Source organism: Paraburkholderia fungorum (genome assembly GCF_900099835.1).
Taxonomy (GTDB): Bacteria; Pseudomonadota; Gammaproteobacteria; order Burkholderiales; family Burkholderiaceae; genus Paraburkholderia; species Paraburkholderia fungorum_A.
Genome location: NZ_FNKP01000001.1, coordinates 672,571 through 698,314, shown reverse-complemented (window position 1 = coordinate 698,314; position 25,744 = coordinate 672,571). Strand labels below are relative to the sequence as shown.

Here is a 25,744-nt window from a genome sequence, read left to right as displayed (position 1 = left end):
ATTGTAGCGAGCGCGTTACAATCGTCCGAAACATTGAACGGATTTCCATGAACCTGTCCTTCGTGAAGCTGTTTTCGAAGCGCCCGGCTAGCGCATCCCGAGTTCCGCACGCCGTGTCCGCTCGCCGTATGCTCGGCGCAGCAGCGCTTGCCGTTTGGGCGCTGGCTGCCGTACCCGCGCACGCGCAGGACCCGTCTCCCGACTCGGACGACACCTCGGTCACGTTGCCTGACCCGCTGGGGCCGGCATCGGCGGAAGATCAGAAATCCCTGCCTGACGTGTCGCTGTCGAGCCAGATCGTATTCCAGGTGCTTGCCGCCGAAGTCGCGTTGCAACGCGACCAGCCGGCACCGGCCTATCAAACCTATCTAGCCCTTGCACGCGACACGCACGATCCGCGCATGGCGCAACGCGCCACCGAAATCGCGCTGGCCGCGCAAAGCCCGTCAGACGCATTGGCTGCCGCGCAATTGTGGCAGCAGTATGCGCCGAGTTCGGAGCGCGCCGCGCAACTCGACGCGTCGCTGCTCGTGCTGTCCGGCAAGCCCGACGACGCCAGCCCGATCCTCGCACGCGAACTCGCACGCGTACCCGCGGAGAATCGCGGCAGCGCGATCCTCGCGCTACAGCTTCTGCTTTCGCGCGGTCCGAACCGGATTGGCGGTCTGCACGTGCTGCAAGACTTGCTGAAGAACGACATGAACCGGCCGGAAGCGCAACTGGCCATCGCGCGTCAGCAGATTCTGTCCGACGACGCGCCGGGTGCGCGCAAGTCGCTCGAACAGGCGCTCACGCTCAAGCCCGACTATTTGCCGGCGGCGCTCACGCTGTCGCAAATGGGCCCGGAAGAGCGCAAGGAAGGCATTGCATCGCTCGAAAAGTACGTGCAGGCCAACCCGAAATCGCATGACGCGCGTCTCGCGCTGGCGCAGATGTATCTCGCCAGCGACCGTCTGGACGACGCGCAGAAGCAGTTCGAGATCATGCACAAGGCCAACGCGAACGACCTCACGCCGCTGATGGCGCTCGCGCTGATCAAGATTCAGCAGAAGGATTTCAGCGCCGCGCAGACTTATCTGACGCAATACGCAACGCAGGCTGAGAAAACGCCGGGTGCAGATGCGGGTCAGGCGTATATCTACCTCGCGCAACTATCGCTGGAACAGAAAAACGAAGCGGCGGCGAGCGACTGGCTGAACAAGATTTCGCCGTCGAGCCAGCAATATGTGCCGGCGCAGATCACGCGCGCGCAACTGCTCGCGAAGCAGGGCAAGACCGACGACGCGCGTAAGCTGCTCGCCGAATTGCAGACGCCGGACGCACGCGATCTCGCGCTGATCGCCCGTACCGATGCGGCGATCCTGTTCGACGCGAAGCGTTACCCGGAAGCGGAGTCGCGGCTGCAACAAGCCACGGCCGCTTTCCCCGACGACCCCGATCTCGCTTACGACTACGCAATGGCCGCCGAAAAGAACGGTCATTACGACGTGATGGAAGCCCAGTTGCGCAAGCTGATCCAGACGCAGCCGGACAATCCGCAGGCGTACAACGCGCTTGGCTATTCGCTTGCCGACCGCAATCAGCGCCTGCCGGAAGCGGACAAACTGGTCGAGAAGGCATCGTCGCTGGCTCCGAACGACGCGTTCATCATGGACAGCGTCGGCTGGGTCAAGTACCGGATGGGCGACACGACCGATGCGATCAAGCTGCTGCGCAAAGCGTACGACATGCAGCCGAACGCCGAAATTGGCGCACACCTCGGCGAAGTGCTCTGGAAAAGCGGCGATCAGGATCAGGCGCGCGCGGCTTTCCGCGAGGCGCGCAAGCTTGAGCCGGATAACGACACGCTGGTTAAAACGTTGCAACGTCTTCAGGTGAACGATCTTTGATGCATCTTTCCCGTTTGATTTCCTTTCCCCGGGCGCCGCGCGGCGCGGCACTCGGATTCGCGGCGGCGGCGGTTGTCGCGCTGGCCGGTTGTGCGTCGGTGAAGCCGCAGGGGCCGTCCACGTCGAATGCGGCGACCTCGGTCACCGCGCAAACCACCCGCTCCTATCAGGGCCGGTTCGCGGTCCAGTACAACGATCAGAACGGCACGCAGCGCAATGCTTACGGTAATTTTGCGTGGCAGGAAACGGGCGACACCGTCACCATCCAGTTGCGTAACCCGCTTGGGCAGACGTTGGCGATCGTGACTTCGTCGCCGGCATCGGCCACGCTCGAATTGCCCAACCGCCAGCCGCTCACCGCAGATAACGTCTCCACGCTGATGCAGAATGCGCTGGGTTTCGCGCTGCCGGTGGAAGGACTACGCTACTGGCTGCAACCTTCGCCGGCGCCTACGTCGCGCGCGAAGACCGAGAAGGATCCGGAGCAGCCGTCGCGGCTGAAGCAGATCACGCAGGACGGCTGGACGATCGACTATCTCGCCTATGCCGACGCACCGGCCACTGGCGTGAAACGTCTGAACCTGAGCCGCGCCGAGCCGCCGCTCGACATCAAGCTCGTGCTGGATCAGTAACACTCAGCAGCCCGCGTCTGCTGGCACAACCTTGCCGCCTTTTCTGCGCCAGTTGGCGCATGTAGCCTCGACTCATGATTGAAACCACCGACTCGCTGCGCGATTGCCTCGCGCCAGCGAAAATCAACCTCTTCCTGCACATCACCGGCCGCCGGCCGGATGGTTATCACACGCTGCAAACGGTTTTCCAGTTGCTCGACTGGGGCGACACGCTGCATTTCACGCGACGCGACGACGGCCTTATCACGCGTAGCACCGAAATCGCGGGCGTGCCGGCAGAGCATGACCTCACCGTGCGCGCAGCAACGCTTTTGAAAAATCACACGGGTTCGAACGAAGGCGTCGACATTGAAATTGAGAAGCGTCTGCCGATGGGCGGCGGTCTCGGCGGCGGCAGCTCCGACGCGGCAACTACCTTGCTCGCGCTGAATCGCCTGTGGAAACTCAATGTGCCGCGCCAGGAATTGCAGGAGTTGGCGCTAACGCTCGGCGCAGACGTACCCTTCTTTGTTTTTGGGAAAAACGCGTTTGCGCAGGGTGTCGGAGAGACTTTAGACGTTGTACAATTGCCGCCGCGTCACTTTCTGGTAGTAACGCCGAGGGTGCAGGTTCCGACTGCAGCGATTTTCTCCGAAAAATCGTTGACAAGAGATTCGAAACCCCTCACAATTACGGACTTTCCTGCAGGACTTAGCTGCAACACTGATTGGCCAGAAAGTTTTGGCCGCAATGACATGCAGCAGGTTGTCGTAGGAAAATACGCGGAAGTAGCGCAAGTGTTGCGATGGTTTGAAAGTATCGCGCCAGCGCGGATGTCTGGATCAGGTGCAAGTGTTTTTGCAGCGTTTCGTAGTAAAGCTGAAGCAGAAGCGGCGCAAGCCAAACTGCCCGGCGAATGGAACAGCGCAGTGGCACAAGGTCTCGATCAACATCCACTCTTTACTTTCGCGTCATAAGTTTTGCATCGTCGAACGAAACTCCACGTTCGGCGGAGCTCAAAGTTAGTGTAGGGGAGTCGCCAAGCTGGTTAAGGCACCGGATTTTGATTCCGGCATGCAAAGGTTCGAATCCTTTCTCCCCTGCCAAAATTTCTCGCATTTCCCCTCGCCCCCCAGCCTGAAGCAGGTGCATGATGAGCAGCCATGACGGCCTGATGGTTTTTACTGGCAACGCGAATCCCGCGCTTGCACAGGAAGTCGTCAAAATCCTCGGTATTCCCCTCGGCAAAGCAATGGTTAGCCGTTTCTCGGACGGTGAAATCCAGGTCGAGATTCAGGAAAACGTGCGTGGTAAGGACGTCTTCGTCCTGCAATCCACGTGCGCGCCGGCGAATGACAATCTGATGGAACTGATGATCATGGTCGATGCGCTCAAGCGCGCATCCGCCGGCCGGATCACTGCTGCCATCCCCTACTTCGGTTATGCCCGTCAAGATCGTCGCCCGCGTTCAGCGCGCGTCGCCATTTCGGCGAAGATCGTGGCGAACATGCTGGAAATCGCCGGCGTCGAGCGGATCATCACGATGGATCTGCACGCCGACCAGATTCAAGGCTTCTTCGACATCCCGGTCGACAATATCTACGCTACGCCCGTGCTGCTCGGCGATCTGCGCAAGCAGAACTACGAGAACCTGCTGGTCGTTTCGCCGGACGTCGGCGGCGTGGTGCGTGCCCGGGCATTGGCGAAGCAGCTGAACTGCGATCTCGCGATCATCGACAAGCGTCGTCCGAAAGCGAACGTTGCAGAAGTCATGAACATCATCGGTGAAGTCGAAGGCCGCACCTGCGTGATCATGGACGACATGGTCGACACCGCCGGCACGCTCTGCAAGGCAGCTCAGGTGTTGAAGGAACGCGGCGCGAAGCAGGTTTTCGCTTACGCTACTCACCCGGTTCTGTCGGGCGGCGCAGGCGAGCGTATCGCAGCTTCCGCACTCGACGAACTCGTTGTCACGGACACGATCCCGCTCGGCGAAGAAGCCCGCTCGTGCGCAAAGATCCGTTCGCTGACCAGCGCCGGCCTGCTTGCCGAAACGTTCTCGCGCATTCGTCGCGGCGATTCGGTGATGTCGCTGTTCGCTGAAAGTTAAGTATTTGCGAAGACGCAGCGTGTTGCCACAGGCGACCGCTGCGTTTTTGCACAATCGGCGCGAGCGAACGAAGGTTCGTGCCGCAGCTCTGGGGCCTCAGCCGTAATGGCTTGGAGGCCCCGTTTTTACTGCCTGGTCGCGGGCAGTGCATTGGAGATTCAACATGAAAGTAGTCGCTTTCGAGCGTTCTTTGCAAGGTACGGGTGCGAGCCGCCGCCTGCGTAACTCGGGCAAGACCCCGGGCATCGTATATGGCGCTGGTGCTGACACGCAATTGGTCGAACTGGACCACAACGCCCTTTGGCACGCGCTGAAGAAAGAAGTTTTCCACTCGTCGATCCTCGAGTTGGAAGTGGCTGGCAAGTCGCAACAGGTTCTGCTGCGCGACGTGCAATACCACCCGTTCCGTCAGCTCGTGCTGCACGTGGACTTCCAACGTGTCGACGCATCGAAGAAGCTGCACACCAAGGTGCCGCTGCACTTCATGAACCAGGAATCGAACCCGGCAGTCAAGCTGTCGAGCGCGGTGATCTCGCACGTCGTCAATGAACTGGAAGTCGAGTGCCTGCCGTCGGCACTGCCGGAATTCATCGAAGTCGACCTGGCGAAGATCGAAGCGGGTCAATCGGTTCACGCTAAAGACATCGCACTGCCGGCTGGCGTTTCGCTGGTTGCTCACGTCGAAGCAGAAAACCCGGTCGTCGCTGCTGCAACGATCCCGGCTGGCGCAATCGCTGAAGGCGACGCCGCTGCTGCTGCCGAAGGCGACGCACCGGCTGCTTAAGAACCTGTCAGGTTCAGAGCAAGCAATCCTCTCGATCCGTTTCAATGAAACGGTCGATGTGACCCGCCGAGGTTCTCCCCGGCGGGTTTTTTTTCGGTTTTTTTCGGCCCGGCCGCGCTTGCGCGTCGAGCCAGACGGACCTACGCAATCATGATCAAGCTGATCGTCGGGCTCGGCAATCCGGGCGCCGAATACACCGCGACGCGCCATAACGCCGGCTTCTGGCTGGTCGATCAACTGGCCCGCGAAGCCGGAACGACGCTGCGCGACGAGCGGCGTTTCCACGGTTTTTATGCGAAAGCGCGGCTGCACGGCGAAGAAGTGCATCTGCTGGAACCGCAGACTTATATGAACCGCTCAGGTCAATCGGTCGTCGCGGTGGCGCAGTTTTTCAAGATTCTTCCCGATGAGATTCTCGTCGCGCACGACGAGCTCGATATGCCACCGGGCAGCGTCAAGCTGAAGCTCGGCGGTGGAAGCGGCGGCCATAATGGCTTGAAGGACATTACCGCCCATCTTTCGTCACAGCAGTATTGGCGGCTGCGGATCGGCATCGGTCATCCGCGTGACCTGATTCCTGAGAGCGCTCGGGCCGGCGCGAAGCCGGACGTCGCCAATTACGTGCTGAAGCCGCCGCGACGTGAAGAGCAGGAAGTGATTGACGCATCGGTCGAGCGTGCGCTCGCTGTGATGCCGCAGGTTATCAAGGGCGAACTCGAGCGCGCGATGATGCAGTTGCATCGCAATCCCTGAATTGCACCGCTCGTTGATGGACCGCCGCCGTTACCGTATCGACAGGAGAATCGCTTGAGCCGCTATTGGAGTGACATCGTTCACCGTCTGACGCCGTATGTGCCGGGCGAGCAGCCCGTGCTCGCGCACCCGGTGAAGCTGAATACCAACGAGAATCCGTATCCGCCGTCGCCGCGCGTGCTCGACGCGATCCGGCGCGAATTGGGCGAGGCCGGCGAGTCGCTGCGTCGCTATCCCGATCCGACCGCGCGCAAGTTGCGCGAAACGGTGGCCGCTTATCACGGCATTCGCGCAGATCAGGTATTCGCGGGCAACGGCTCGGACGAAGTGCTGGCGCTCACGTTCGAGGCCCTGCTCAAGCACGACAAACCGCTGCTGTTTCCGGACATCACGTACAGCTTTTATCCGACCTACGCGCGGCTCTTCGAAGTCGAATACCGGACAATTCCGCTTAACGACAGTTTTGCGATCAATGTCGACGACTACGCCGCGCCGAACGGCGGCGTGCTGTTCCCGAACCCGAACGCGCCGACCGGCCGGCCTTTGCCGCTCGCCGATATCGAGCGTCTACTGCAGAAAAATACCGATTCAGTCGTGGTAATCGACGAAGCCTATGTGGATTTCGGCGCTGAATCGGCGATTACGCTGATCGATCGCCATCCGAATCTGCTGGTAGTTCAGACGGTATCGAAGTCGCGCTCGCTGGCCGGCATGCGCGTTGGCTTCGCGTTCGGTAATGTCGAGCTGATCGACGCGCTGAACCGCGTGAAGGACAGCTTTAATTCCTACCCGCTCGACCGGCTGGCGCAAGCAGCCGCCACCGCCGCTTACGAGGACGATGCATGGTTCCGCGACAGTTGCGCCAAGGTAATTGCCAGCCGCGAGCGGTTGGCGTCCGGGCTGACTGCGCTGGGATTCGATGTGGTGCCGTCGGCGGCGAATCTGCTGTTCGCGCGCCATCCGGCGCATGACGCGGCGATGCTCTTGCGGCGTCTCCGGGAGCGGGAGATTATCGTGCGCCATTTCAAGGCGCCGCGGATCGACCAGCATCTGCGGATTTCGGTCGGCACCGATGCCGAATGCGAGATTCTGCTCAATGCGCTGCGTGAGATTTTCAGCGCCTAAGCAGACGCCGCTACAAAAAAATGGCGAGGCCACCAAGGCCTCGCCATTTTTTATCCATCACGATCGTTTAAAGCCGCAAAAAGTTATTCGCCCTTCTCTGCCTGCAGCGCGTGATATTTCGCCATCAGGCCGTCGGGTGTTTCGAGATGTTCCGGGTCGCGTGGAATACATTCGACCGGACACACCTGAATACACTGCGGCTCGTCGAAATGGCCGACGCACTCGGTACATTTCTTCGGGTCAATCACATAGATTTCCGGGCCCATCGAAATTGCGTCGTTCGGGCACTCAGGCTCGCATACGTCGCAATTGATGCACTCGTCGGTAATCATCAAGGCCATGCTTCTCTCACTTCACGCCGGCCGAAGCCGACTTTAATCCGTCAAACCGACAGTTTATGCCGGTTACACCTGCGCCGCCGAAGCGTCGCTATTCGGATCGAGCGCAGCAACCTTCTCCTTCAGCCATTTTTCGACCGACGGAAACACGAACTTGCTGACATCGCCGCCCAACTGCGCGATTTCTCGCACGATCGTGCCCGAAATGAACTGGTACTGGTCGGACGGCGTCATGAACATGGTTTCGACGTCGGGCAACAAATAGCGGTTCATCCCCGCCATCTGGAACTCATATTCGAAGTCCGATACTGCACGTAGACCGCGCACAATCACCCGCGCATTGTTGCTACGCACAAAATCCTTCAGCAGGCCTTTGAAACTCATCACCTGAACGTTCGGATAATGCCCGAGCACTTCATGAGCGATATCGAGGCGCTCTTTCAGCGTGAAGAACGGTTTCTTGTTGCGGCTGTCGGCCACACCCACTACCAGCGTGTCGAAAATGCTCGACGCGCGCCGAACGAGGTCTTCGTGACCGCGCGTCAGCGGGTCGAACGTGCCCGGGTACACGGCGACTACCATGAGACTTCTCCTCTCTTCAGACAAAGGGCCACGTCAAAGCGTCCACGCGACGCATTTGGCACCGACTGCGCGCGTGACTATAAACCGCCCGGCGCTTATTTTGGAACGCGCATTATTCCTTATTTTCGCGCTGCAGCAAATGGAAGTGGACAGCGCCGGCTTTGCCTTGCCGCACGATCTCCCATCCGGCCAGCGACTCGTTCCCGTCGAGTTCGAGCGCCTCGGCTGCTTCCACGTAAAGGAAGCCTTCTGCGGCGACGAGCGGCACGACCAGAGCGAGCGCTTTGCCGAGCAGATCGCCGTCGAACGGTGGGTCGAGGAACACGACGTCGAACGAACCGGGCGCGAGACTCGCGGCGAGGCGCAAACCGTCGGCTTCGGCAATTTCGATCGTGCGCGCAGCGAGGCGTTCCTGGTTGGCGCGCAGCTGGCTGGCGGCGCGCGCATTGCGCTCCACCATCAGAACCCGCGCCGCGCCGCGCGACGCGGCTTCGAAGCCCAATGCGCCGCTGCCGGCGAACAGATCGAGGCAGCGCTGGCCGTCCAGATTCTGGCCGAGCCAGTTGAACAAGGTTTCGCGGACGCGGTCGGGCGTAGGGCGCAAGCCGTCGAGGTCGAGAACAGGCAGCGGAGTGCGCTTCCAGTCGCCGCCGATAATGCGGATCGCGTGCGGCTTACCGCCTTTGGACGAAGCGCCATGGGCGCGTGAGGGTGCTGAACGGGGCATGCAGTTTCGATTACTTTATGAAGGCGCTCGCACCGCAGATATGTGCGAGCCGGAGCGCCAACGTTACCACAGGGGCAGCCGGCGTCCAGCCTGGCCGTTCGGCCGATACGACGGTCGGCGGCGCGCCTGATAAAATGTGCGGCTTCCAGCGCCTTGCATCCCGCAAACGCAACGCTGCCTGCCGCTTCCGCCGGTTCGTACCGGCTGCGCGCATCGGCGCGCGCTCTCACCACGCCAGATCATGTTCAGCTTTTTCAAACGATTCAAGGGTTCGAAAGAGTCCGATACCGCGGCAGACGAGTCGCAGACGGCGCCTGAAGGCTCGACGCCCGAGCTAGCCGTCGAAGCGCCGGTGCGCGTCGACACGCCCGCTCCGGCTGCTCCGGCTGTCATCGAGCCGGAACCCGGGTTCGACGAGCCCGCGCTCGAAACCGTAGAGACCGTCGAAATCGTCCCGGCGCCCGCGCAGGACGCCAGCGCCAAGCGCTCGTGGCTGACTCGTCTGAAAACCGGTCTGTCGAAAACCAGTTCGAGTCTGACCGGTATTTTCGTCGGCACGAAGATCGACGAGGAGCTTTACGAAGAACTCGAAACCGCGCTGCTGATGTCGGACGCGGGCGTCGAAGCCACGGAGTTCCTGCTCGAATCGTTACGCGAGAAGGTGCGTACCGAACGGCTCACCGATCCGCAACAGGTCAAGGCCGCGCTCCGCACGCTGCTCATCGACCTGCTCAAACCGCTCGAAAAATCGCTGATGCTCGGCCGCGCGCAGCCGCTCGTCATGATGATCGCGGGCGTGAACGGCGCGGGCAAAACGACCAGCATCGGCAAACTTGCCAAGCATCTGCAAAGCTTTAACCAGTCGGTGCTGCTGGCCGCGGGCGACACGTTCCGCGCCGCCGCGCGCGAGCAGCTGGCGATCTGGGGTCAGCGCAACAATGTGACGGTGGTGTCGCAGGAAAGCGGCGATCCGGCTGCGGTGATTTTCGACGCGGTCGGTGCGGCGCGTGCGCGCAAGATCGACGTGATGATGGCCGACACGGCCGGACGCCTGCCCACGCAGCTGCATCTGATGGAAGAGTTGCGCAAGGTGAAGCGCGTGATCGGCAAAGCGCACGACGGCGCGCCGCACGAGGTGCTGCTGGTGATCGACGCGAATACCGGCCAGAACGCGCTCGCGCAGGTCAAAGCGTTCGACGACGCGCTCGGCCTCACCGGCCTGATCGTCACCAAGCTCGACGGCACGGCAAAGGGCGGGATTCTCGCCGCGATAGCGCGACAGCGCCCGATTCCGGTGTATTTCATCGGCGTCGGCGAGAAGGTCGAAGATTTGCAGCCGTTCAGTGCGGAAGAGTTTTCGGACGCGCTGCTGGGCGGTTGAACCAGCGGGCAGCGCCGCATTCTCCGATAGAAGCACATGAAAAAAGGGGCACTCCACGGAGTGCCCCTTTTGCGTTCAGGCCACACTACCGGCCATCACATCACTCAGTATCCGGCTGCACACCAGGCGCCGCACGGGCAAACGCATCGATCTGCATCGCGTGGTCGTAAATGCGCTGGATGGTCGGAAACTTCGCCGTGTCCACCTTGAAGCGCTGCGCGTTGAACACCTGCGGGATCAGGCACGCGTCGGCGAGCGTCGGCGTATCGCCGAAGCACAGTTTGCCGGTACGTGCGCTGCCTGCCAGGTGAGCATCCAGCGTCGTGAAACCCGCTTCGATCCAATGGCGATACCACGCGTCTTTCGCGTCGTCGTCGACCCGCAACGTGTGCTTCAGATACTTCAGCACGCGCAGATTGTTGACCGGATGAATCTCGCACGCCACCTGCAACGCCACTGAGCGCACATATGCGCGGTCGGCCGGCGTACCCGGCAACAGCGGCGGCTCGGGATGGGTTTCGTCCAGATACTCGATGATCGCGAGCGACTGCGGCATCACCTCGTGTCCGTCGACCAAAGTCGGCACGATGCCGTCCCCATTCACCTTGCGATATTCGGGCTTGAGCTGCTCGCCGCCGTCGCGCACGAGATGCACGGGCACGTAGTCGTACGGCAGATTTTTCAGGTTCAGCGCAATGCGCACCCGATAGGACGCCGAGCTCCGGAAGTAACTGTAGAGCTTCATGTTGTCTGTCTCCTCCACGCCTGAACTCATCAGACGACGCGCACGCTGAACTCGCCGAGCCCGTCCACACCGCCCTTCATCAGATCGCCCTTCACGACCGCGCCAACGCCCTCGGGCGTGCCGGTGAAAATCAGGTCGCCGGGTTGCAGTTCGAACAACGTCGACAGATACGCGACCGTCTCGGCCACCGACCAGATCAGTTGCGACACGTCCGAGCGCTGCTTGTCCTCGCCGTTCACCGACAGCCAGATCGAACCCTTGCCGATATGGCCAACCGTCGCCGCCGGATGAATCGGACCGATCGGCGCCGAGTGATCGAAGCCCTTCGCGGTGTCCCACGGACGGCCCATTTTCTTCGCCTCGCCCTGCAGATCGCGGCGCGTCATATCGAGACCGAGCGCGTAACCGTAGACGTGATCGAGCGCGCTTTCAGCCGCGATGTCCTTGCCGCCCTTGCCGATTGCCGCGACCATTTCCATTTCGAAGTGGACGTTTTTCGTCAGCGACGGATACGGAAACTCGCCGGTCTCGCCGGGCGCGACGTAGACCACAGCGTCGGCGGGCTTGCTGAAGAAGAACGGCGGCTCGCGGTCGGGATCGTGTCCCATCTCGCGCGCGTGGGCTTCGTAATTGCGCCCGACGCAGTAGATGCGGCGCACCGCGAATTGCTCGCTGGATCCCACGACCGGCACCGCCACCTGCGGTGCGGGTGCGAATACATAACTCATCCCGTTCTCCATTCTTCGATTGAGGCCGCCGACGCGGCGATAAAACATCGAGTTTAACGCGCTGCAAAGCACGATGCGCGGCAGGCCGGCAAGCTTGCGCAGGCGCCCTACGAAGCCAGTACGAAGGGCTTACGGTGCCCGTACGAAACGCCCGTCAAGTACGCCTTCAACGCCTGCGCTGCCAGGCGGCCGTCTCGCGGGATCGCCATAGATGCGATACTCACACCCAATAACGTCCCCTGTAACGTCCCTTGAATACCGTGGCGAACCGTTCGAAAGCGGGCCGTCACCACGTCCCATTTGCGCCCGATGACCGATTCCGCCGATACCGCCCACGACACCCCCTTCCCCTGCGCCCGCTTCATCAAGGAAATCGGCCGTGGCCCGAACGGCGCCCGCGCGCTGACCGCCGACGACACCCGCGAGTTGTACACGGCGATGCTCGACGGCCGGGTAGGCGAACTCGAACTCGGCGCGGTGCTGCTCGCGTATCGCGTGAAGGGTGAGACCGCCGACGAACTCGCCGCGATGCTGGCGGGCGCGCATGCGTCGTTCGAGGCGGTTCATCTGCCGCACGGCGAATTCCGGCCCGTGTCAATTCCGTCGTATAACGGCGCGCGTAAGCAGCCGAATCTGGTTCCGCTACTCGCGCTACTGCTGGCGCGCGAAGGCGTGCCGGTGCTGGTGCATGGCGTAACCGAAGATCCGGGCCGCGTGACGAGCGCGGAAATTTTCACGCATCTGCAGATTCCGCACGCGCAGTCGCACGCCGATATCGAAGATGGCCTCGCCGAGCGCCGTCTCGCGTTCGCCTCGATCGACGTGCTCGCGCCGAAGCTCGCGCGGCTTCTCGGCTTGCGTCGACGGATGGGGGTGCGCAATTCGACGCATACGCTCGTGAAGATTCTTCAGCCGTTCGCGCCGGCCGGGCTGCGTCTGGTGAACTACACGCATCCGCCGTATCGCGACAGTCTCACGCAACTGTTCAACACGCATCCGGATGCGGCGGCCGGCGGTGCGTTGCTCGCGCGCGGCACCGAAGGCGAGGCGGTCGCGGATACGCGGCGACAAGTGCAGGTCGACTGGTTGCACGATGGCGTGTGCGAAACGCGCGTGCCGCACGAGCGCTCGTCGCCGGATGCGCCCGAGGTCGAGTTGCCCGAGGCGCGCGATGCGCAGACCACCGCCGCGTGGATCAGCGCGGTGCTGCGCGGCGAAGCGCCTGTGCCGAGCGCGATCGAGCGACAGGTCGAGTTGATTGTGGATGTAGCGAAGATTGCGGCTTGAGGCGGGAGTGAGTTTGGTTCGTTGGAGCAAACTCATTCAGCGAGTCCGCGAATTGATCTTGCGCCGCGCTTCCGAAGCTCCAGCAGCTTGAGTCAACACGACACACTGTTCCGGGAAACTGTCCGCACACGGACCCGCACGTAACTCACTCCAGCGCGCATCGCGTGGCCTGCCACGCAATCAACCGCCATTGCCCGTCTTCCTGCGTATGAATGGCGGTGTACGCAATCGGAAACAGCAGCGCGCCGCTATTCGCCTCCATCTCGATCAGCGCCCGACCCGTGACGACGCACGTCTCGGGTCCCACGGGCAGCACGTCCTGCGACTGCACTTCGATCTGCCGATAACGGCGGCGCCCGCCCGTAATCCCGTCGATGAACTGCCGCTTCGTCTCACGCTTGCCGTTCGTGTGAACGTAACTCACGTTGTCCGCGAGGAGCGTGTCGAGCGATTGCCCGTCGCCGTCGACCATCGCGCGAAATCGCTCTCGTTCGAGCCCGCGAATCGCTTCGATTAACTTTGCCGCCATTGCTCAGCCCCTTGCACCGGTAGGCCGAACGGGGCCACGGTCGTCAAAAGTTATATTGCAAATATAGCTGGCTGAAATTTATACCAGGATTGGGCTCTTTGATACCGCCGTTGGAAATATGCTGGAAGCGGTAGCCGGCCAGATACTGCTGGTGGCCGCCGAACTGCAGGCCGACGCCGGCCATGTCGGCGAACTGGAACGCGGTGGCGACCGAGAAGGTCGAAGAAATGCGTGTGGTCGACAGCAGGCGGACACCGGCGCCCACTTCGATATAAGGCCGCACCATCCCCGAACTCCTGATGAAGCGGATCACCGGCGTGACCCCTATCTCGCCGACGTTGCCGTGCACGTCGCCTTCGTTAGTGTGCCACCAGGACGCGTGCGCTTCGCCGATCAGCGAGAAGTGCCAGTCGCCGATGTACCACCACGTCAGATTCGGGTCCCACGCGAGGCCGAGGTCCAACTTCTTGATATGCCGGTCGCCGACGCCTGCGCCCATCTGTACGCCGAACTGGTCTGCTGAAGCCAGCCCGGACGCTCCCAGCAGCCAGGCAACCATCGCGCCTTTTAGAGCCAGATCGCGAAAAGCATTATTTTTTGTTGTCCATCTAACACCCGCACTCGCAGACGTTTATTAATGCACTTCTCTTTTGCGTATTCTAACGACTATCAGTTTTAGATGAATCGTATGAATAAATCAAAACTCTCGCAATTACTGACTTCAAATAGAGAAAACTCAAGCCATTAATGAGAGCCACAGCGCAAAATCCGGTAAATCCTACGCACTGCACAGGGCAGGTAACAAGCGCGTATGATGGCTATTGAAATCTGAATTTCAATAGGAATTCACGGAACTTGGATGACCCTACGCGCTCTAAGTATTAGCACTCGGTAAATCAGAGTGCTAACATCCATCGCTGGAGTCGTTTACTGAATACGCTTTTGTCTGATTCCAAAGGAGTTTTTTACGTGAGCCATGCAATGACCCTTCCGAGTACTCTGAGCCCGTCGTCGGCTAAGGCCGCTTCGGCAGGTGCACTGGCGCTCTCGCATTCCTCTATGCTGCCCGGTCAACTGGGCAATATCGACGCCTACATCCAGGCCGTTAATCGGATTCCGATGCTGACGCCGGCGGAAGAACGCCAGTACGCCACCGAATTTCGCGAGCAGGAGAACCTGCAGTCCGCGCGCAAACTCGTCCTGTCGCACCTGCGGCTGGTCGTGTCGATTGCGCGCAACTATCTGGGTTACGGGCTGCCGCATGCCGACCTGATCCAGGAAGGCAACATCGGCCTGATGAAGGCCGTGAAGCGCTTCGACCCGGAGCAGAACGTGCGGCTCGTGTCGTACGCCATGCACTGGATCAAGGCTGAGATCCACGAATACATTCTGCGCAACTGGCGTATGGTGAAGGTCGCCACCACCAAGGCGCAACGCAAACTGTTCTTCAACCTGCGCAGCCACAAGCAGGGCTTGGGCGCGTTCACGCCGGACCAGATCGACGATCTGGCTAAAGAGCTGAACGTGAAGCGCGAAGAGGTTTCCGAAATGGAAACGCGCTTGTCCGGCGGCGACATCGCGCTGGAAGGCCAGGTCGAAGACGGCGAAGAGTCGTACGCGCCGATCGCCTATCTCGCCGATTCGCATAGCGAACCGACCGCCGTGCTGGCTTCGCGTCAGCGCGACAAGCTACAAAGCGACGGTATCGCAAGTGCGCTGGATGCACTGGACGCCCGCAGCCGCCGCATCATCGAGGCACGCTGGCTGAAGGTGGAAGACGACGGTTCGGGCGGCTCGACGCTGCACGAACTGGCCGACGAGTTCGGCGTGTCGGCCGAACGTATCCGGCAGATCGAAGCTAGCGCAATGAAGAAAATGCGCGGTGCGCTGACCGAATACGCGTAACGTCTGAAGTCTGACGCATGCCGGTTCGCCCCGGTGTAGCAATCAACTGCTGAATGGCCGTAAAAGCCCCGCTCTCGCAAGATGGCGGGGCTTTTTTTCGCCCGCTACAACGACTCACTCAACGGGTCGCGCACTCCCCCCTCATCGACGCAAGACCAGCCCCGACGTTCAAAGGCTTTCTTGACGTATCACAAACCACGTTGCAATACTGATTAAACGCGGCAAATTTCGCGACACAATGCCGCGCCGCTGGCGAATGGAGCGCCATGTTCCGCTCCTAAAATCGGGGTGCACTATCCAGATCTCCAAAACGGTCTGGGTCCAGCCGGTACAACCGGTGTGAAGTCGATTCGACCGATCATGACCATAGCCCTCAATCGCAGCACTACCCGCCGTTCACGCTGGCGTCAGCGGTTCACCCGGTGGGTACGCGGGCCAACAATGGCTCGGGACGTAGCCATTGTTCTCGCCATCAAGTTCGTTCTGCTGATGGCGCTCAAATACACATTTTTCAATCATCCGCAGGCGGTGCATATGAGCATGCCGCCAGAACAAGTCGCACAGGCATTGTTGTCCGTGCCTGCCTCGCATCCGTCTCAAGGTGATCAACATGCCCGTTAGCGAAGTCGTAGAACTGTCGCGCCTCCAGTTCGCCATCACGGCGCTCTATCACTTTCTGTTCGTACCGCTCACGCTTGGGTTGTCGTGGCTGCTCGTCATCATGGAATCGGTTTATGTGATGACCGGCAAACAGATTTATAAAGACATGACCCAGTTCTGGGGCAAGCTCTTCGGCATTAACTTTGCAATGGGGGTCGCCACCGGCCTCACGCTCGAGTTTCAGTTCGGCACCAACTGGGCGTATTACTCGCATTACGTTGGCGACATCTTCGGCGTGCCGCTCGCCGTCGAAGGTTTGATGGCGTTCTTCCTCGAATCGACCTTCGTCGGCCTGTTCTTCTTCGGCTGGAAACGGCTGTCGAGAGTGCAGCACCTGATCGTCACGTTCTTCGTCGCGCTCGGCTCGAATCTGTCGGCGCTGTGGATTCTGGTCGCCAACGGCTGGATGAACAACCCGGTCGGCGCAACCTTCAACTATCAGACCATGCGGATGGAACTCGACAGCATCTTCTCCGTGCTGTTCAACCCGGTCGCGCAGGTCAAGTTCGTGCACACGGTGTCGGCGGGTTATGTGACGGCTGCGATGTTCGTGCTCGGCGTGTCGTCGTGGTATCTGCTGAAGCGCCGCGACACCGAGTTCGCGCTGCGTTCGTTTGCGATTGCCGCGGGTTTCGGACTGGCTTCCACGTTGTGCGTGATCATTCTCGGCGACGAATCGGGTTACACCACCGGCGAAGTCCAGAAAGTGAAACTCGCCGCCATCGAGTCCGAATGGGAGACCCGGCCCGCGCCCGCGTCGTTCACGGTATTCGGCATTCCGAATCAGAAGGAACAGCGCACCGATTACGCGATTCGCGTGCCGTACGCGCTCGGTATCATCGCCACCCGTTCGCTCGATGAACCCGTGATCGGTCTGAAAGATCTGATCACGCGTAACGAGGCGCGTATCAAGGAAGGCATGGTGGCGTACGCCGCGCTGCAAAAGCTGAAGCAGGGCGATGCGACCGACGAAGCCAAAGCCGACTTTGAAAATCACAAGGACTACCTCGGTTACGGGCTGCTGCTCAAACCGTTCACCGCGAACGTCACCGACGCCACGCCGGATCAGATTGCTCAGGCTGCCGAACGAACCATTCCGCCGGTGTTGCCGCTGTTCTTCTCGTTCCGCCTGATGGTCGGCCTTGGCCTGCTGTTCCTCGCCACGTTCGTGCTGGCGTTCTGGTTCTGCGCGCAACGCACGTTGTTGCTGGAGAAGCGCCGCTGGTTCCTGCGCTGGGCCGTGTGGGCGATTCCGTTGCCGTGGCTCGCGGCCGAGTTCGGCTGGATCGTCGCGGAAATGGGGCGTCAGCCGTGGAGTATCGCGGGCATTCTGCCGACCAATCTCGCCGCGTCGAGTCTGACGCCGCGCGATCTGTATCTGAGCATCGCGGGCTTCGTGCTGTTCTACACGGTGCTGTTCATCATCGAAATCATGCTGATGTTCAAGTACGCGCGGCTCGGGCCTTCGTCGCTGCACACGGGCCGTTATCACCATGAAACCGAACAGCCGCTGAATCAGCCGCTGCCGACCAACTCGGCCGTCTGATTCGCCGCTCGCTACTGCGCTTCAAGGGAAAAATAATCATGGATTACGCAACCCTCAAATTGATCTGGTGGGTGTTGATCGGCGTGCTGCTGATCGGCTTCGCGCTCACCGACGGCTTCGACATGGGCGCCGCGATCCTGCTGCCCTTCATCGCGAAGACCGATGCCGAACGGCGCATCGTCGTGAACACGGTCGGGGCAACGTGGGAGGGCAATCAGGTCTGGCTTGTCACCGCGGGTGGCGCGATGTTCGCTGCATGGCCGCTGGCGTACGCGGCGTCGTTCTCTGGCTTTTATTTCGCGATGCTGCTGATTCTATTCGCGCTGTTTTTCCGTCCCGTCGGCTTCGACTATCGCGGCAAACGCGAGAATCCGCGCTGGCGCACTGCGTGGGACTGGGGTTTGTTCGTCGGCGGCTTCGTGCCTGCGCTGGTGTTCGGCGTCGCGTTCGGCAACCTGCTGCAAGGCGTGCCGTTCTCGTTCGATACCGATCTGCGCGTCACGTATCACGGCGGTTTCTTCGGCTTGTTGAATCCGTTCGCGGTGTTGTGCGGACTGGTCAGTGTGTCGATGCTGACTGCGCACGGCGCGGCTTTCGTGAGAATCAAGTCGGACGGTATCGTCGCCGAGCGCGCGTCGCTGGCGCTGCGCATTGCCGCGCTGTGCGCCGTCGTGCTGTTCCTGATTGCCGGCGCACTGGTCGCGACGATGATCGGCGGCTATCAGATCGTCGACGCGCCGCCGCTCGACGCGGTCGCCAATCCGTTGATGAAAACCGTGATCGGCGCGCCCGGCTTGTGGCTCACCAATTACGCGAATTATCCGTGGATGGTGGTCGCGCCTTTGGCCGGTGTGGTCGGCGGCGTGCTGGCAATGTTGCTCGCGCGTTCGCGCTTCGAAAAGAGCGCGTTCCTGTCGACCTCGCTGATGGTGATCGGCGTGATTCTGACGGCCGGCTTCTCGATGTTTCCGTTCATCATGCCGTCGTCGCTCGATGGACGCAGCAGCCTGACCATGTGGGATTCCACGTCGAGCCGCATGACGCTGCAAATCATGCTGGTCGCCGTGATTATTTTCCTGCCGCTCATTCTGATTTACACGAGTTGGGTATATCGCGTGATGCGCGGCAAAGTGACCGCCGCCGCGCTCAAAGAAAATCACCATTCGATGTATTGAACGGCATTGCGCCTAACAGGAGTTTGCGATGTGGTATTTCAGCTGGATTCTCGGGATTGGCGTGGCGCTTTCGTTCGGCATTATCAACGTGCTGTGGCTCGAATCGCGCGGGGCGTGGATCGACGCCAGGCAATCCGATAAACGTTAAAGCGTAGTCACCGGAAGAAGTTTGACGGTGAATGCAAAAGCGGCACCTTGAATCGAATCAAGGTGCCGCTTTTTTATTTCATGCAACTACGCGTTACGTCATGCAGGCAGAGGCGTTGCGCCGCCGGTTTGCGACATGCGAGTCGCGAGCGTGTCGGCGTAGCGTCGCGCCGAGTCGCCGACGACGATGTGGAACGTATCCGCCGACACCCACGCGGTATCGAGCGAAGCCAGACGCTGACGATCCACCGCCGACGGATCGCGCACGACGACACGCAGACGCGTCGACGCCACCGCATCCAGCGATACCACGTTACCCGCGCCGCCGAACACCGCGAGCCAGCGCAGCGGGTCCGGGTCGAGCGGACCGCCGTGATTGCCTTCCGCCGCATGGGTTACCGGCGCCGATGCAGCAGCGGCCGGAGCCGCAGCAACCGCAGGCTTCGCTGCCTCACCACCACCCTGCGCCATCACCGTGCGAATTTCATCGGCGATGATGTCCGCTTCCGGTCCGATGATCACCTGCACTGCCGTCGCGCCGCGCTTGAGCACGCCCCGCGCGCCGATCGTCTTCAGTTCGCTTTCGGACACCTTGTTCGGATCAACCACCGACAAACGCAGACGCGTCGTGCACGCATCCACCACTGACAGATTCGCCGCGCCACCCAGCGCCGCGATATAACGCTGCGCACGCGGCACCGCAGCGCCTGCCACCGGCGACACAAAACCGCCAGCCGAGAACGAATCGACCTGTTCGTCGGCAGCAGCGGGTTCGCGGCCCGGCGTCGCCATATTGAACTTGCGGATGAAGAAGCGGAACAGCCCGTAGTACACCACCGAGTACACGATACCGATCGGAATCGCCCACCAGCCCTTGGTCGACAGACCGTAGTTCAGCACGTAGTCGATTGCGCCGGCCGAGAACGTGAAGCCGAGGTGAATGCCGAGCGCCGAGCAGATGGCGAGCGACAGGCCCGTCAGCAGCGCATGGATCACGTACAGCACCGGTGCGAGGAACATGAAGCTGAATTCGATCGGCTCGGTCACGCCGGTCAGGAACGACGTCAGTGCCATCGACGCCAGCAGGCCGAACACCATCGCGCGACGTTCTTTCGGTGCTTCGTGGTACATCGCGAGACACGCGGCCGGCAGGCCGAACATCATCACCGGGAAGAAGCCGGTCATGAAGGTTCCGGCAGTCGGATCGCCCGCGAAGAAGCGGTGCAGGTCGCCCGTCACCGCAGCGCCGCCCGGCGGCGTGAAGGTGCCGAATACGAACCACGTCAGCGAATTGAGAATGTGATGCAGACCCGTGACCAGCAGCAGACGGTTCAGCACGCCGAACACGAATGCGCCGAGCGCGCCCGCCGTCGTCAGCCAGTGGCCAGCCGTGTCGATCACGGTCTGCACCGGCTGCCACACGTAGCCGAACACAATGCCGAGTATCAGACAGACCACCCCCGTGACAATCGGCACGAAGCGTTTCCCTCCGAAGAACGCGAGGTAATCGGGCAGCTTGATGTCCTTGTACTTGTTGTACAGCAAGCCCGCGACGATACCCGCCACGATCCCGGACAACACGCCCATGTTCAGCTTGTCGTTGATGTCCTTCATCACCGCGATCTGGACCAGATAGCCGATCGCGCCCGCGAGACCCGCGACGCCGTTGTTGTCCTTCGCGAAACCCACTGCCACGCCGATTGCAAACAGCAGCGGCAGATTGTCGAAAATCGCGCCGCCCGCGTCGGCGATCATCTTGATGTTGAACACATCGGGCTGACCGAGGCGCAGCAGCAGGCCGGCGACCGGCAGCACCGCAATCGGCAGCATCAGCGCGCGTCCCAGGCGCTGAATCTTCAGAAACGGATTCCCATCCATTGATATCTCCAATCCTTGTCTCGTGGTCGTTAAATGTTGTAGCTATGGGTACTCATCCAGCGAAGCCCGCTGCGGACTGTGTGGGGTTCAGTCCAGCGGCCAGGTTTCGCGGCTTGCTGCTCTTACCGCCTGCGCCGATTCGAGCGCCAGCGCATCCTGGGCGCGTTGACGGCACAGTTGATAATCGAGGTTGCGCACGCGCGCTTTCGCGCCCGGCACCGACACCGGATCGACCGACAGTTCGGTCACGCCGAGGCCGACGAGCAACGGCATCGCAAGCGGATCGCCCGCGAGCGCGCCGCAAACGCCGACCCATTTGCCGTGCTTTTCCGCGCCCTGCACGGTGGCCGCGATCAGGCGCAGAACGGCCGGGTGCAAACCATCGGCTTGCGCAGCGAGATCGGCCTGGCAGCGGTCCATCGCGAGCGTGTATTGCGTCAGATCGTTGGTGCCGATCGACAGGAAATCCGCGTGTTGCGCGAGTTGATCGGCAAGCAAGGCCGCCGACGGCACTTCGATCATCACGCCGACTTCGATTCGCTCAGTGCGGCCCGACTCGCGCGCCAGTTCGTCGATCCGTTTGCGGATGCGGATCAGTTCGCCGACATCGGTGACCATCGGCAGAAGAATGCGCACCGCGCCGAGCGGCTGCACGGCAAGCAGGCCGCGCAGCTGATCGTCGAGCAGGTCCGGGCGCACCTGAGCGAGACGGATGCCGCGCAGGCCGAGCGCAGGGTTCGGTTCAGGCGGCAGCGTCAGGTAATCGACTTCCTTGTCGGCGCCGACATCGAGCGTGCGGATGATCGCGGTGCGGCCGTTCAGCGCTTCGACAATGCCCTGATAACTCTGCCGATGTTCGTCGACGGTCGGCGCAGACGCGCGGTGGATGAACAGCAGTTCGGTGCGCAACAGGCCCACTGCATCGGCACCGTTGTCGACGGCGGTTTTCGCGTCGTCGAGCGTGGCGATGTTCGCGGCGACTTCGATCGCGCGGCCATCCGAAGTGACGGCCGCCTGCTGCGACGTGCGGCGATTTGCTTCGCGCACGTCGGCGAGACGGCTGCGCTCCACGCGCGCCCGTTCGACATCGACTTCGGTCGGTGCGAATTCCAGACGGCCGGCGGTGGCGTTCACCACAACCTGTGTACCGGCGGGAATCGCATGCAATGCATCGCCCACGGCGACCAGCGCGGGAATGCCAGCCTGGCGCGCGAGAATCGCGGCGTGCGACGTGGCACCGCCGCGCGCCATCACCAACGCGGTCACCCGCGAACGATCCAGCGACGACAGATCGGACGGCGTGAATTCTTCCGCCGCGAGCACGGCTTCGTCCGGCAGCGTGCGAGCCGACGCATTTGTATAACCAAGCGCGCGCAGCACGCGTTTGTCGATGTCGCGCAGATCGGCGGCGCGTTCCGCGAGCAACGCGTCTTCCACTTTATTCAGGATGCCGATCTGTGCGCGGATCGCTTCGCGCCACGCAAAGCCCGCGCTCTTGCCGAGGCTGATCAGATCGCGCGCAGCGTCGAGCAGCGTCGGGTCTTCGAGCAACACGCGATGCACCGCGAAAATGCCCGCCTCGCCCACCGCGCCGCGTTGCGACGCATCGCGCACGACCGTGTCGAGGTCCGCGTCGACGGTGGCGATGGCCTTGTCGAGCAAACGGCTTTCCGCCGCCGACGTACCCGCCGCCTGCTCCGGCGGATCGATGTCCGCGTCGTCCCAGCGAACCAGCTTGCCGACCGCGACGCCCGGCGACGCGCAAACGCCAGCAAGCGTGTTCGGTGCGAGCGGCTCGCCTGCGGAACTGGCCGCGGCCAGGGTCACCGGCGACGATGCCTGGCGCGCGGGCTTTGCCTGTTCGACTTCACCGTGCGCTTCACGCGTCAATTCGTGCGCGATCGCATCGATCGCGGCCTGAGCTTGCGGACCGACGCCGAGCAACTCGACCGTCGCGCCCTCGCCCGCGCCGAGACCGAGCAGGCCGACCACGCTTTCGATCGCCGCCTTGCGCCCTTCGTAGCGCACTTCGACGCGCGCCTCGAAACCGCGCGCGGCTTCACGCGCCCGCGCCGCAGGACGAGCGTGCAGACCGCCCGCGTGAATCAGCGTGACCTGGCGACGAGCTTCGTCCATCACCTTCGTGGCGCTCAGTTGACGCGACGCGTCGGCGGCTTCGCCGGCGCGTGCACGCAGCACCAGCAGCGGCGTTTCACCCGCCTTCACGATGCCGCCTTCCACGCGCTCGACGATCTCGAACGCATCCGAATTCGCAATCGCGATCACCGACACCAGGCTCGGCGCGTTCAGCGCGACCTGATCCTGATCGAACTCGATCAGCACGTCGCCGGCACGCACTTGCGCGCCCTGCTCGATCATCGGCGCAAAACCCTTGCCGTTCAGTTCGACCGTGTCGATACCGATATGCAGCAGGATCTCGGCGCCTTCCGCAGTCGCGAGCGTGACCGCGTGACCGGTGCGCGCGAGATGGGTAACGGTGCCGTCGCACGGCGCGACCAGCCGCCCTTCGAGCGGATCGACACCGATGCCGTCGCCGAACATGCCGCCCGAAAACACCGGGTCGGGCACCTGCGCGAGCGGCACGACTGGGCCGGTCAGCGGCGCCAGCAAAACAATGTGGCCTTCAGAATGGCTCTTCAAGCGGGACTCCTCGACACGTCGCATCTGATTTCTCGTCAGTGAGTTTCGGTGACTTTGTTGAGATGGCGCGGCGCATCGGGATTGCGTCCGCGAGCGGCGGCAAGGCCGGCGGCCATCACGTAAAAGGACAGGATCGCGGCGATCGGATCGAGCGCCGCATGAGCGGTGGTGGCAAGCGGCAACGTCGCTTCGGGCACGTCGTCCGGTGCGGCGAGCAGCACGCGTGCGCCGCGCGCCTGCATGTCGCGCGCGAGTTGCAGCAGGCCTGCCTGTTCGGGGCCGCGCGGTGCGAAAACCAGCAACGGGTAATCACGGTCGATCAGTTCCATCGGACCATGGCGCACTTCCGCGCTTGAAAACGCTTCGGCCTGAATGCCGGAGGTTTCCTTCAGTTTCAGCGCGGCTTCCTGCGCAATCGCGAGACCGAGCCCGCGGCCGATCACGATCATGCGTTCAACGCCGCGCAGTTCTTCCACGGCCTTCGACCAGTCGAGCTTGCCCGCGCTTTGCAGCGCATCGGGCAGCGTCTTCAATGCGCCGAGCAGGTCGGCGTCTTTCTGCCAATGCGCGACCAGTTGCGCGGAAATCGACAGCATCGCGATGTAGCTCTTGGTGGCCGCGACGCTCAATTCCGGGCCGGCGACCAGAGGCAATTGCCATTCGCAGGCATCGGCCAGAGGCGAACCCGGCGCGTTCACGGCAGCCACGGTCAGCGCGCCCGCGTTGCGCAACGCCTGCATCGTGCCGATCAGATCCGGGCTCTTGCCCGATTGCGAGAACGCCAGCGCGAGCTGATCGCGCACCTGCAACGGCGCTTGCTGCAACGTCGCGACCGACATCGGCAGCGACGCGACCGGCACGCCGATGCGGCTCATCGTCAGGCTCGCGAAGTAGCTCGCGGCGTGGTCCGAGCTGCCGCGCGCGACCGTCAGCGCGACATGGCGCGGCTGTTCGGCCAGCTTCGCGGCGAGAGCCTCGACATGCGAGGTGTCCGAGAGTTGCGCGGCGACCGTTTCTGCGGACGCCAGCGCCTCTTTAAGCATATTCGACAATTGCTTCTCCTTCGACGTAAGTCGCGGTCAACGCCAGTTCACGATCGAACACGACCAGATCGGCCCACGCACCGCGCGCGATACGGCCGCGGTCTTCGATGCCGAGATAGTCGGCGGCGTAGCGCGACAAACGGTTTGATACATCGGCGATCGGCAAGCCGATCGAGACGAGATTGCGCAGCGCCTGATCCATCGTCAGCGTGCTGCCGGCGAGCGTGCCGTCGGCGAGTCGCACTCCCCCCAGGCACTTCGTCACATGCTGGCTGCCGAGGCGGTATTCGCCGTCGGGCATGCCGGTGGCCGACGTGCTGTCCGTCACCACGTACAGACGCGGAATCGCGCGCAACGCGGCGCGGATCGCGCCCGGATGGACGTGCAGCAGATCGGGAATGATTTCTGCGAATTCGGCGTGCGCGAGCGCCGCGCCGACGAGTCCTGGATTGCGGTGATGCAGCGGCGACATCGCGTTGAACAGGTGCGTGAAACCGCACGCGCCGTGCTTCAGCGCGGCGACGGCGTCGTCGTAGGTGCCGAGCGAGTGGCCCAGTTGCACGCGCACGCCGCGCGCGGCCATCGCGGAGATGATCTCCATGTGACCGGCGATTTCCGGTGCCAGCGTAACCACGCGGATCGGCGCGATCGACAGATACTTCAGCACCTCGTCCATCACCGCCGAGACCGCCGCGTCCGGCTGCGCGCCGAGCTTGCCGGGGTTGATGTACGGCCCTTCCAGGTGGACGCCGAGCACGCGCGCGCCGCCCGGCGTGCGCGCCTTCGCGTTGTTGCCGAGTCCGGCGACCACGTTCATCAGTTCGTCGCGCGGCGCGGTCATGGTGGTCGCGAGCAGGCTCGTCGTGCCGAAACGCGCATGCGTGCGGGCGATCACTTCGATCGCGTCGCCCGCTTCCATCACGTCGGAACCGCCGCCGCCATGCACGTGCAGATCGATGAAGCCGGGCAGGATGTACGGCGCGTCGTTCGTCGACGGATCGACGGGATTGCCTGTCAGCGCCGTGATGCGGCCGTTTTCGTATTCGAGCGTGCCGTGAATCCACCCATCGGTGGTGAGTATGTTTCCGGTCAGCATGAGTCTCTCTGGTGAGGCGTAATACGGGGTGTGACTGAATCGCG

25 protein-coding genes and 1 tRNA gene are annotated in these 25,744 nt (G+C 62.2%); 15 read left to right on the top strand and 11 right to left on the bottom strand.

Annotated features, from left to right (window positions below; genetic code table 11):
- The first annotated feature begins 47 nt into the window (after positions 1-47).
- From BLS41_RS03200 to hisC, 8 genes are all read left to right on the top strand, one after another.
- Complete coding sequence (locus BLS41_RS03200) at positions 48-1,889, top strand: tetratricopeptide repeat protein (RefSeq protein WP_074762923.1); 1,842 nt, start codon at positions 48-50, stop codon at positions 1,887-1,889.
- Entirely contained in the window at positions 1,889-2,521 is a 633-nt protein-coding gene (gene lolB / locus BLS41_RS03195; protein WP_074762922.1) for a lipoprotein insertase outer membrane protein LolB, read from the top strand. Before BLS41_RS03200 ends, lolB begins: the two co-directional genes overlap by 1 nt.
- Before the next feature lie 74 nt (positions 2,522-2,595).
- On the top strand, positions 2,596-3,477 hold the full coding sequence (ispE, locus tag BLS41_RS03190; protein WP_074762921.1) for a 4-(cytidine 5'-diphospho)-2-C-methyl-D-erythritol kinase: 882 nt from the start codon (positions 2,596-2,598) through the stop codon (positions 3,475-3,477).
- A 52-nt stretch (positions 3,478-3,529) separates the two neighbouring features.
- A tRNA-Gln gene (locus tag BLS41_RS03185) sits at positions 3,530-3,606 on the top strand.
- A 47-nt stretch (positions 3,607-3,653) separates the two neighbouring features.
- On the top strand, positions 3,654-4,610 hold the full coding sequence (locus tag BLS41_RS03180) for a ribose-phosphate pyrophosphokinase (protein WP_006048037.1): 957 nt from the start codon (positions 3,654-3,656) through the stop codon (positions 4,608-4,610).
- A gap of 163 nt (positions 4,611-4,773) precedes the next feature.
- The gene (locus tag BLS41_RS03175; RefSeq protein WP_074762920.1) at positions 4,774-5,394 is read left to right on the top strand and encodes a 50S ribosomal protein L25/general stress protein Ctc; all 621 of its coding nucleotides are present in this window, start codon (positions 4,774-4,776) and stop codon (positions 5,392-5,394) included.
- Positions 5,395-5,544: 150 nt separating this feature from the next.
- A complete protein-coding gene (pth, locus tag BLS41_RS03170) occupies positions 5,545-6,147 on the top strand; it encodes an aminoacyl-tRNA hydrolase (protein ID WP_074762919.1) in 603 nt (200 codons plus the stop codon).
- Positions 6,148-6,201: 54 nt separating this feature from the next.
- A complete protein-coding gene (hisC, locus tag BLS41_RS03165; protein WP_074762918.1) occupies positions 6,202-7,272 on the top strand; it encodes a histidinol-phosphate transaminase in 1,071 nt (356 codons plus the stop codon).
- An 83-nt stretch (positions 7,273-7,355) separates the two neighbouring features.
- Here hisC and BLS41_RS03160 read toward each other — a convergent pair whose 3' ends face one another.
- The 3 genes from BLS41_RS03160 to rsmD all read right to left on the bottom strand — a co-directional run bounded on the left by BLS41_RS03160 (position 7,356) and on the right by rsmD (position 8,919).
- Entirely contained in the window at positions 7,356-7,613 is a 258-nt protein-coding gene (locus tag BLS41_RS03160) for a YfhL family 4Fe-4S dicluster ferredoxin (RefSeq protein WP_074762917.1), read from the bottom strand.
- A 63-nt stretch (positions 7,614-7,676) separates the two neighbouring features.
- A complete protein-coding gene (gene coaD / locus BLS41_RS03155) occupies positions 7,677-8,192 on the bottom strand; it encodes a pantetheine-phosphate adenylyltransferase (RefSeq protein WP_074762916.1) in 516 nt (171 codons plus the stop codon).
- Positions 8,193-8,304: 112 nt separating this feature from the next.
- Positions 8,305-8,919, bottom strand: coding sequence for a 16S rRNA (guanine(966)-N(2))-methyltransferase RsmD (gene rsmD / locus BLS41_RS03150; RefSeq protein ID WP_074762915.1), 615 nt, complete (start codon positions 8,917-8,919; stop codon positions 8,305-8,307).
- 241 nt (positions 8,920-9,160) lie between these two features.
- Here rsmD and ftsY point away from each other — a divergent pair, with 241 nt between their 5' ends.
- Complete coding sequence (ftsY, locus tag BLS41_RS03145) at positions 9,161-10,300, top strand: signal recognition particle-docking protein FtsY (protein WP_074762914.1); 1,140 nt, start codon at positions 9,161-9,163, stop codon at positions 10,298-10,300.
- A 100-nt stretch (positions 10,301-10,400) separates the two neighbouring features.
- Here the strand turns inward: ftsY and maiA are convergent, their stop codons facing one another.
- On the bottom strand, positions 10,401-11,045 hold the full coding sequence (maiA, locus tag BLS41_RS03140; protein ID WP_074762913.1) for a maleylacetoacetate isomerase: 645 nt from the start codon (positions 11,043-11,045) through the stop codon (positions 10,401-10,403).
- Positions 11,046-11,074: 29 nt separating this feature from the next.
- The gene (locus tag BLS41_RS03135; RefSeq protein ID WP_074762912.1) at positions 11,075-11,773 is read right to left on the bottom strand and encodes a fumarylacetoacetate hydrolase family protein; all 699 of its coding nucleotides are present in this window, start codon (positions 11,771-11,773) and stop codon (positions 11,075-11,077) included.
- Between the two features lie 309 nt (positions 11,774-12,082).
- On the opposite strand from BLS41_RS03135, the gene ybiB reads away from it, so the two are divergent.
- Entirely contained in the window at positions 12,083-13,060 is a 978-nt protein-coding gene (ybiB, locus tag BLS41_RS03130; protein WP_074762911.1) for a DNA-binding protein YbiB, read from the top strand.
- Between the two features lie 145 nt (positions 13,061-13,205).
- Here ybiB and BLS41_RS03125 read toward each other — a convergent pair whose 3' ends face one another.
- Complete coding sequence (locus BLS41_RS03125) at positions 13,206-13,589, bottom strand: nuclear transport factor 2 family protein (RefSeq protein WP_074762910.1); 384 nt, start codon at positions 13,587-13,589, stop codon at positions 13,206-13,208.
- 43 nt (positions 13,590-13,632) lie between these two features.
- Positions 13,633-14,148, bottom strand: coding sequence for an acyloxyacyl hydrolase (locus tag BLS41_RS03120; protein ID WP_074762909.1), 516 nt, complete (start codon positions 14,146-14,148; stop codon positions 13,633-13,635).
- 410 nt (positions 14,149-14,558) lie between these two features.
- On the opposite strand from BLS41_RS03120, the gene rpoH reads away from it, so the two are divergent.
- The 5 genes from rpoH to cydX all read left to right on the top strand — a co-directional run bounded on the left by rpoH (position 14,559) and on the right by cydX (position 19,023).
- Positions 14,559-15,494 carry an RNA polymerase sigma factor RpoH gene (gene rpoH, locus BLS41_RS03115; RefSeq protein WP_074762908.1) on the top strand — a complete coding sequence of 312 codons (936 nt, stop codon included), beginning with the start codon at positions 14,559-14,561 and terminating at the stop codon, positions 15,492-15,494.
- A 360-nt stretch (positions 15,495-15,854) separates the two neighbouring features.
- Positions 15,855-16,115, top strand: coding sequence for a cytochrome oxidase putative small subunit CydP (cydP, locus tag BLS41_RS03110; protein WP_074762907.1), 261 nt, complete (start codon positions 15,855-15,857; stop codon positions 16,113-16,115).
- Positions 16,105-17,700: a cytochrome ubiquinol oxidase subunit I gene (locus tag BLS41_RS03105; RefSeq protein ID WP_074762906.1), complete on the top strand. Its 1,596-nt coding sequence runs from the start codon at positions 16,105-16,107 to the stop codon at positions 17,698-17,700. Before cydP ends, BLS41_RS03105 begins: the two co-directional genes overlap by 11 nt.
- A 38-nt stretch (positions 17,701-17,738) precedes the next feature.
- Entirely contained in the window at positions 17,739-18,875 is a 1,137-nt protein-coding gene (gene cydB, locus BLS41_RS03100; protein ID WP_074762905.1) for a cytochrome d ubiquinol oxidase subunit II, read from the top strand.
- Between the two features lie 28 nt (positions 18,876-18,903).
- Complete coding sequence (gene cydX / locus BLS41_RS03095) at positions 18,904-19,023, top strand: cytochrome bd-I oxidase subunit CydX (protein WP_074762904.1); 120 nt, start codon at positions 18,904-18,906, stop codon at positions 19,021-19,023.
- Between the two features lie 98 nt (positions 19,024-19,121).
- Here cydX and nagE read toward each other — a convergent pair whose 3' ends face one another.
- From nagE to nagA, 4 genes are all read right to left on the bottom strand, one after another.
- Positions 19,122-20,900, bottom strand: a complete 1,779-nt coding sequence (gene nagE, locus BLS41_RS03090) for an N-acetylglucosamine-specific PTS transporter subunit IIBC (RefSeq protein WP_074762903.1) — start codon at positions 20,898-20,900, stop codon at positions 19,122-19,124.
- Between the two features lie 87 nt (positions 20,901-20,987).
- Positions 20,988-23,585 carry a phosphoenolpyruvate--protein phosphotransferase gene (gene ptsP / locus BLS41_RS03085; RefSeq protein WP_074762902.1) on the bottom strand — a complete coding sequence of 866 codons (2,598 nt, stop codon included), beginning with the start codon at positions 23,583-23,585 and terminating at the stop codon, positions 20,988-20,990.
- 11 nt (positions 23,586-23,596) lie between these two features.
- Positions 23,597-24,604: an SIS domain-containing protein gene (locus tag BLS41_RS03080; protein WP_074762901.1), complete on the bottom strand. Its 1,008-nt coding sequence runs from the start codon at positions 24,602-24,604 to the stop codon at positions 23,597-23,599.
- On the bottom strand, positions 24,597-25,700 hold the full coding sequence (gene nagA, locus BLS41_RS03075; protein WP_074762900.1) for an N-acetylglucosamine-6-phosphate deacetylase: 1,104 nt from the start codon (positions 25,698-25,700) through the stop codon (positions 24,597-24,599). Before nagA ends, BLS41_RS03080 begins: the two co-directional genes overlap by 8 nt.
- Positions 25,701-25,744: the final 44 nt, after the last annotated feature.

Bases quoted from the DNA above. Each gene is read 5' to 3' on its own strand.
- BLS41_RS03125 (WP_074762910.1), bottom strand. From the start codon at position 13,589: ATGGCGGCAAAGTTAATCGAAGCGATTCGCGGGCTCGAACGAGAGCGA.
- nagE (WP_074762903.1), bottom strand. From the start codon at position 20,900: ATGGATGGGAATCCGTTTCTGAAGATTCAGCGCCTGGGACGCGCGCTG.
- cydB (WP_074762905.1), top strand. From the start codon at position 17,739: ATGGATTACGCAACCCTCAAATTGATCTGGTGGGTGTTGATCGGCGTG.
- ftsY (WP_074762914.1), top strand. From the start codon at position 9,161: ATGTTCAGCTTTTTCAAACGATTCAAGGGTTCGAAAGAGTCCGATACC.
- BLS41_RS03160 (WP_074762917.1), bottom strand. From the start codon at position 7,613: ATGGCCTTGATGATTACCGACGAGTGCATCAATTGCGACGTATGCGAG.
- BLS41_RS03135 (WP_074762912.1), bottom strand. From the start codon at position 11,773: ATGAGTTATGTATTCGCACCCGCACCGCAGGTGGCGGTGCCGGTCGTG.
- maiA (WP_074762913.1), bottom strand. From the start codon at position 11,045: ATGAAGCTCTACAGTTACTTCCGGAGCTCGGCGTCCTATCGGGTGCGC.
- cydP (WP_074762907.1), top strand. From the start codon at position 15,855: ATGACCATAGCCCTCAATCGCAGCACTACCCGCCGTTCACGCTGGCGT.
- BLS41_RS03200 (WP_074762923.1), top strand. From the start codon at position 48: ATGAACCTGTCCTTCGTGAAGCTGTTTTCGAAGCGCCCGGCTAGCGCA.
- lolB (WP_074762922.1), top strand. From the start codon at position 1,889: ATGCATCTTTCCCGTTTGATTTCCTTTCCCCGGGCGCCGCGCGGCGCG.
- ispE (WP_074762921.1), top strand. From the start codon at position 2,596: ATGATTGAAACCACCGACTCGCTGCGCGATTGCCTCGCGCCAGCGAAA.
- BLS41_RS03105 (WP_074762906.1), top strand. From the start codon at position 16,105: ATGCCCGTTAGCGAAGTCGTAGAACTGTCGCGCCTCCAGTTCGCCATC.
- BLS41_RS03080 (WP_074762901.1), bottom strand. From the start codon at position 24,604: ATGCTTAAAGAGGCGCTGGCGTCCGCAGAAACGGTCGCCGCGCAACTC.
- coaD (WP_074762916.1), bottom strand. From the start codon at position 8,192: ATGGTAGTCGCCGTGTACCCGGGCACGTTCGACCCGCTGACGCGCGGT.
- nagA (WP_074762900.1), bottom strand. From the start codon at position 25,700: ATGCTGACCGGAAACATACTCACCACCGATGGGTGGATTCACGGCACG.
- ptsP (WP_074762902.1), bottom strand. From the start codon at position 23,585: ATGCGACGTGTCGAGGAGTCCCGCTTGAAGAGCCATTCTGAAGGCCAC.
- cydX (WP_074762904.1), top strand. From the start codon at position 18,904: ATGTGGTATTTCAGCTGGATTCTCGGGATTGGCGTGGCGCTTTCGTTC.
- ybiB (WP_074762911.1), top strand. From the start codon at position 12,083: ATGACCGATTCCGCCGATACCGCCCACGACACCCCCTTCCCCTGCGCC.
- BLS41_RS03180 (WP_006048037.1), top strand. From the start codon at position 3,654: ATGAGCAGCCATGACGGCCTGATGGTTTTTACTGGCAACGCGAATCCC.
- BLS41_RS03120 (WP_074762909.1), bottom strand. From the start codon at position 14,148: ATGGTTGCCTGGCTGCTGGGAGCGTCCGGGCTGGCTTCAGCAGACCAG.
- pth (WP_074762919.1), top strand. From the start codon at position 5,545: ATGATCAAGCTGATCGTCGGGCTCGGCAATCCGGGCGCCGAATACACC.
- BLS41_RS03175 (WP_074762920.1), top strand. From the start codon at position 4,774: ATGAAAGTAGTCGCTTTCGAGCGTTCTTTGCAAGGTACGGGTGCGAGC.
- rsmD (WP_074762915.1), bottom strand. From the start codon at position 8,919: ATGCCCCGTTCAGCACCCTCACGCGCCCATGGCGCTTCGTCCAAAGGC.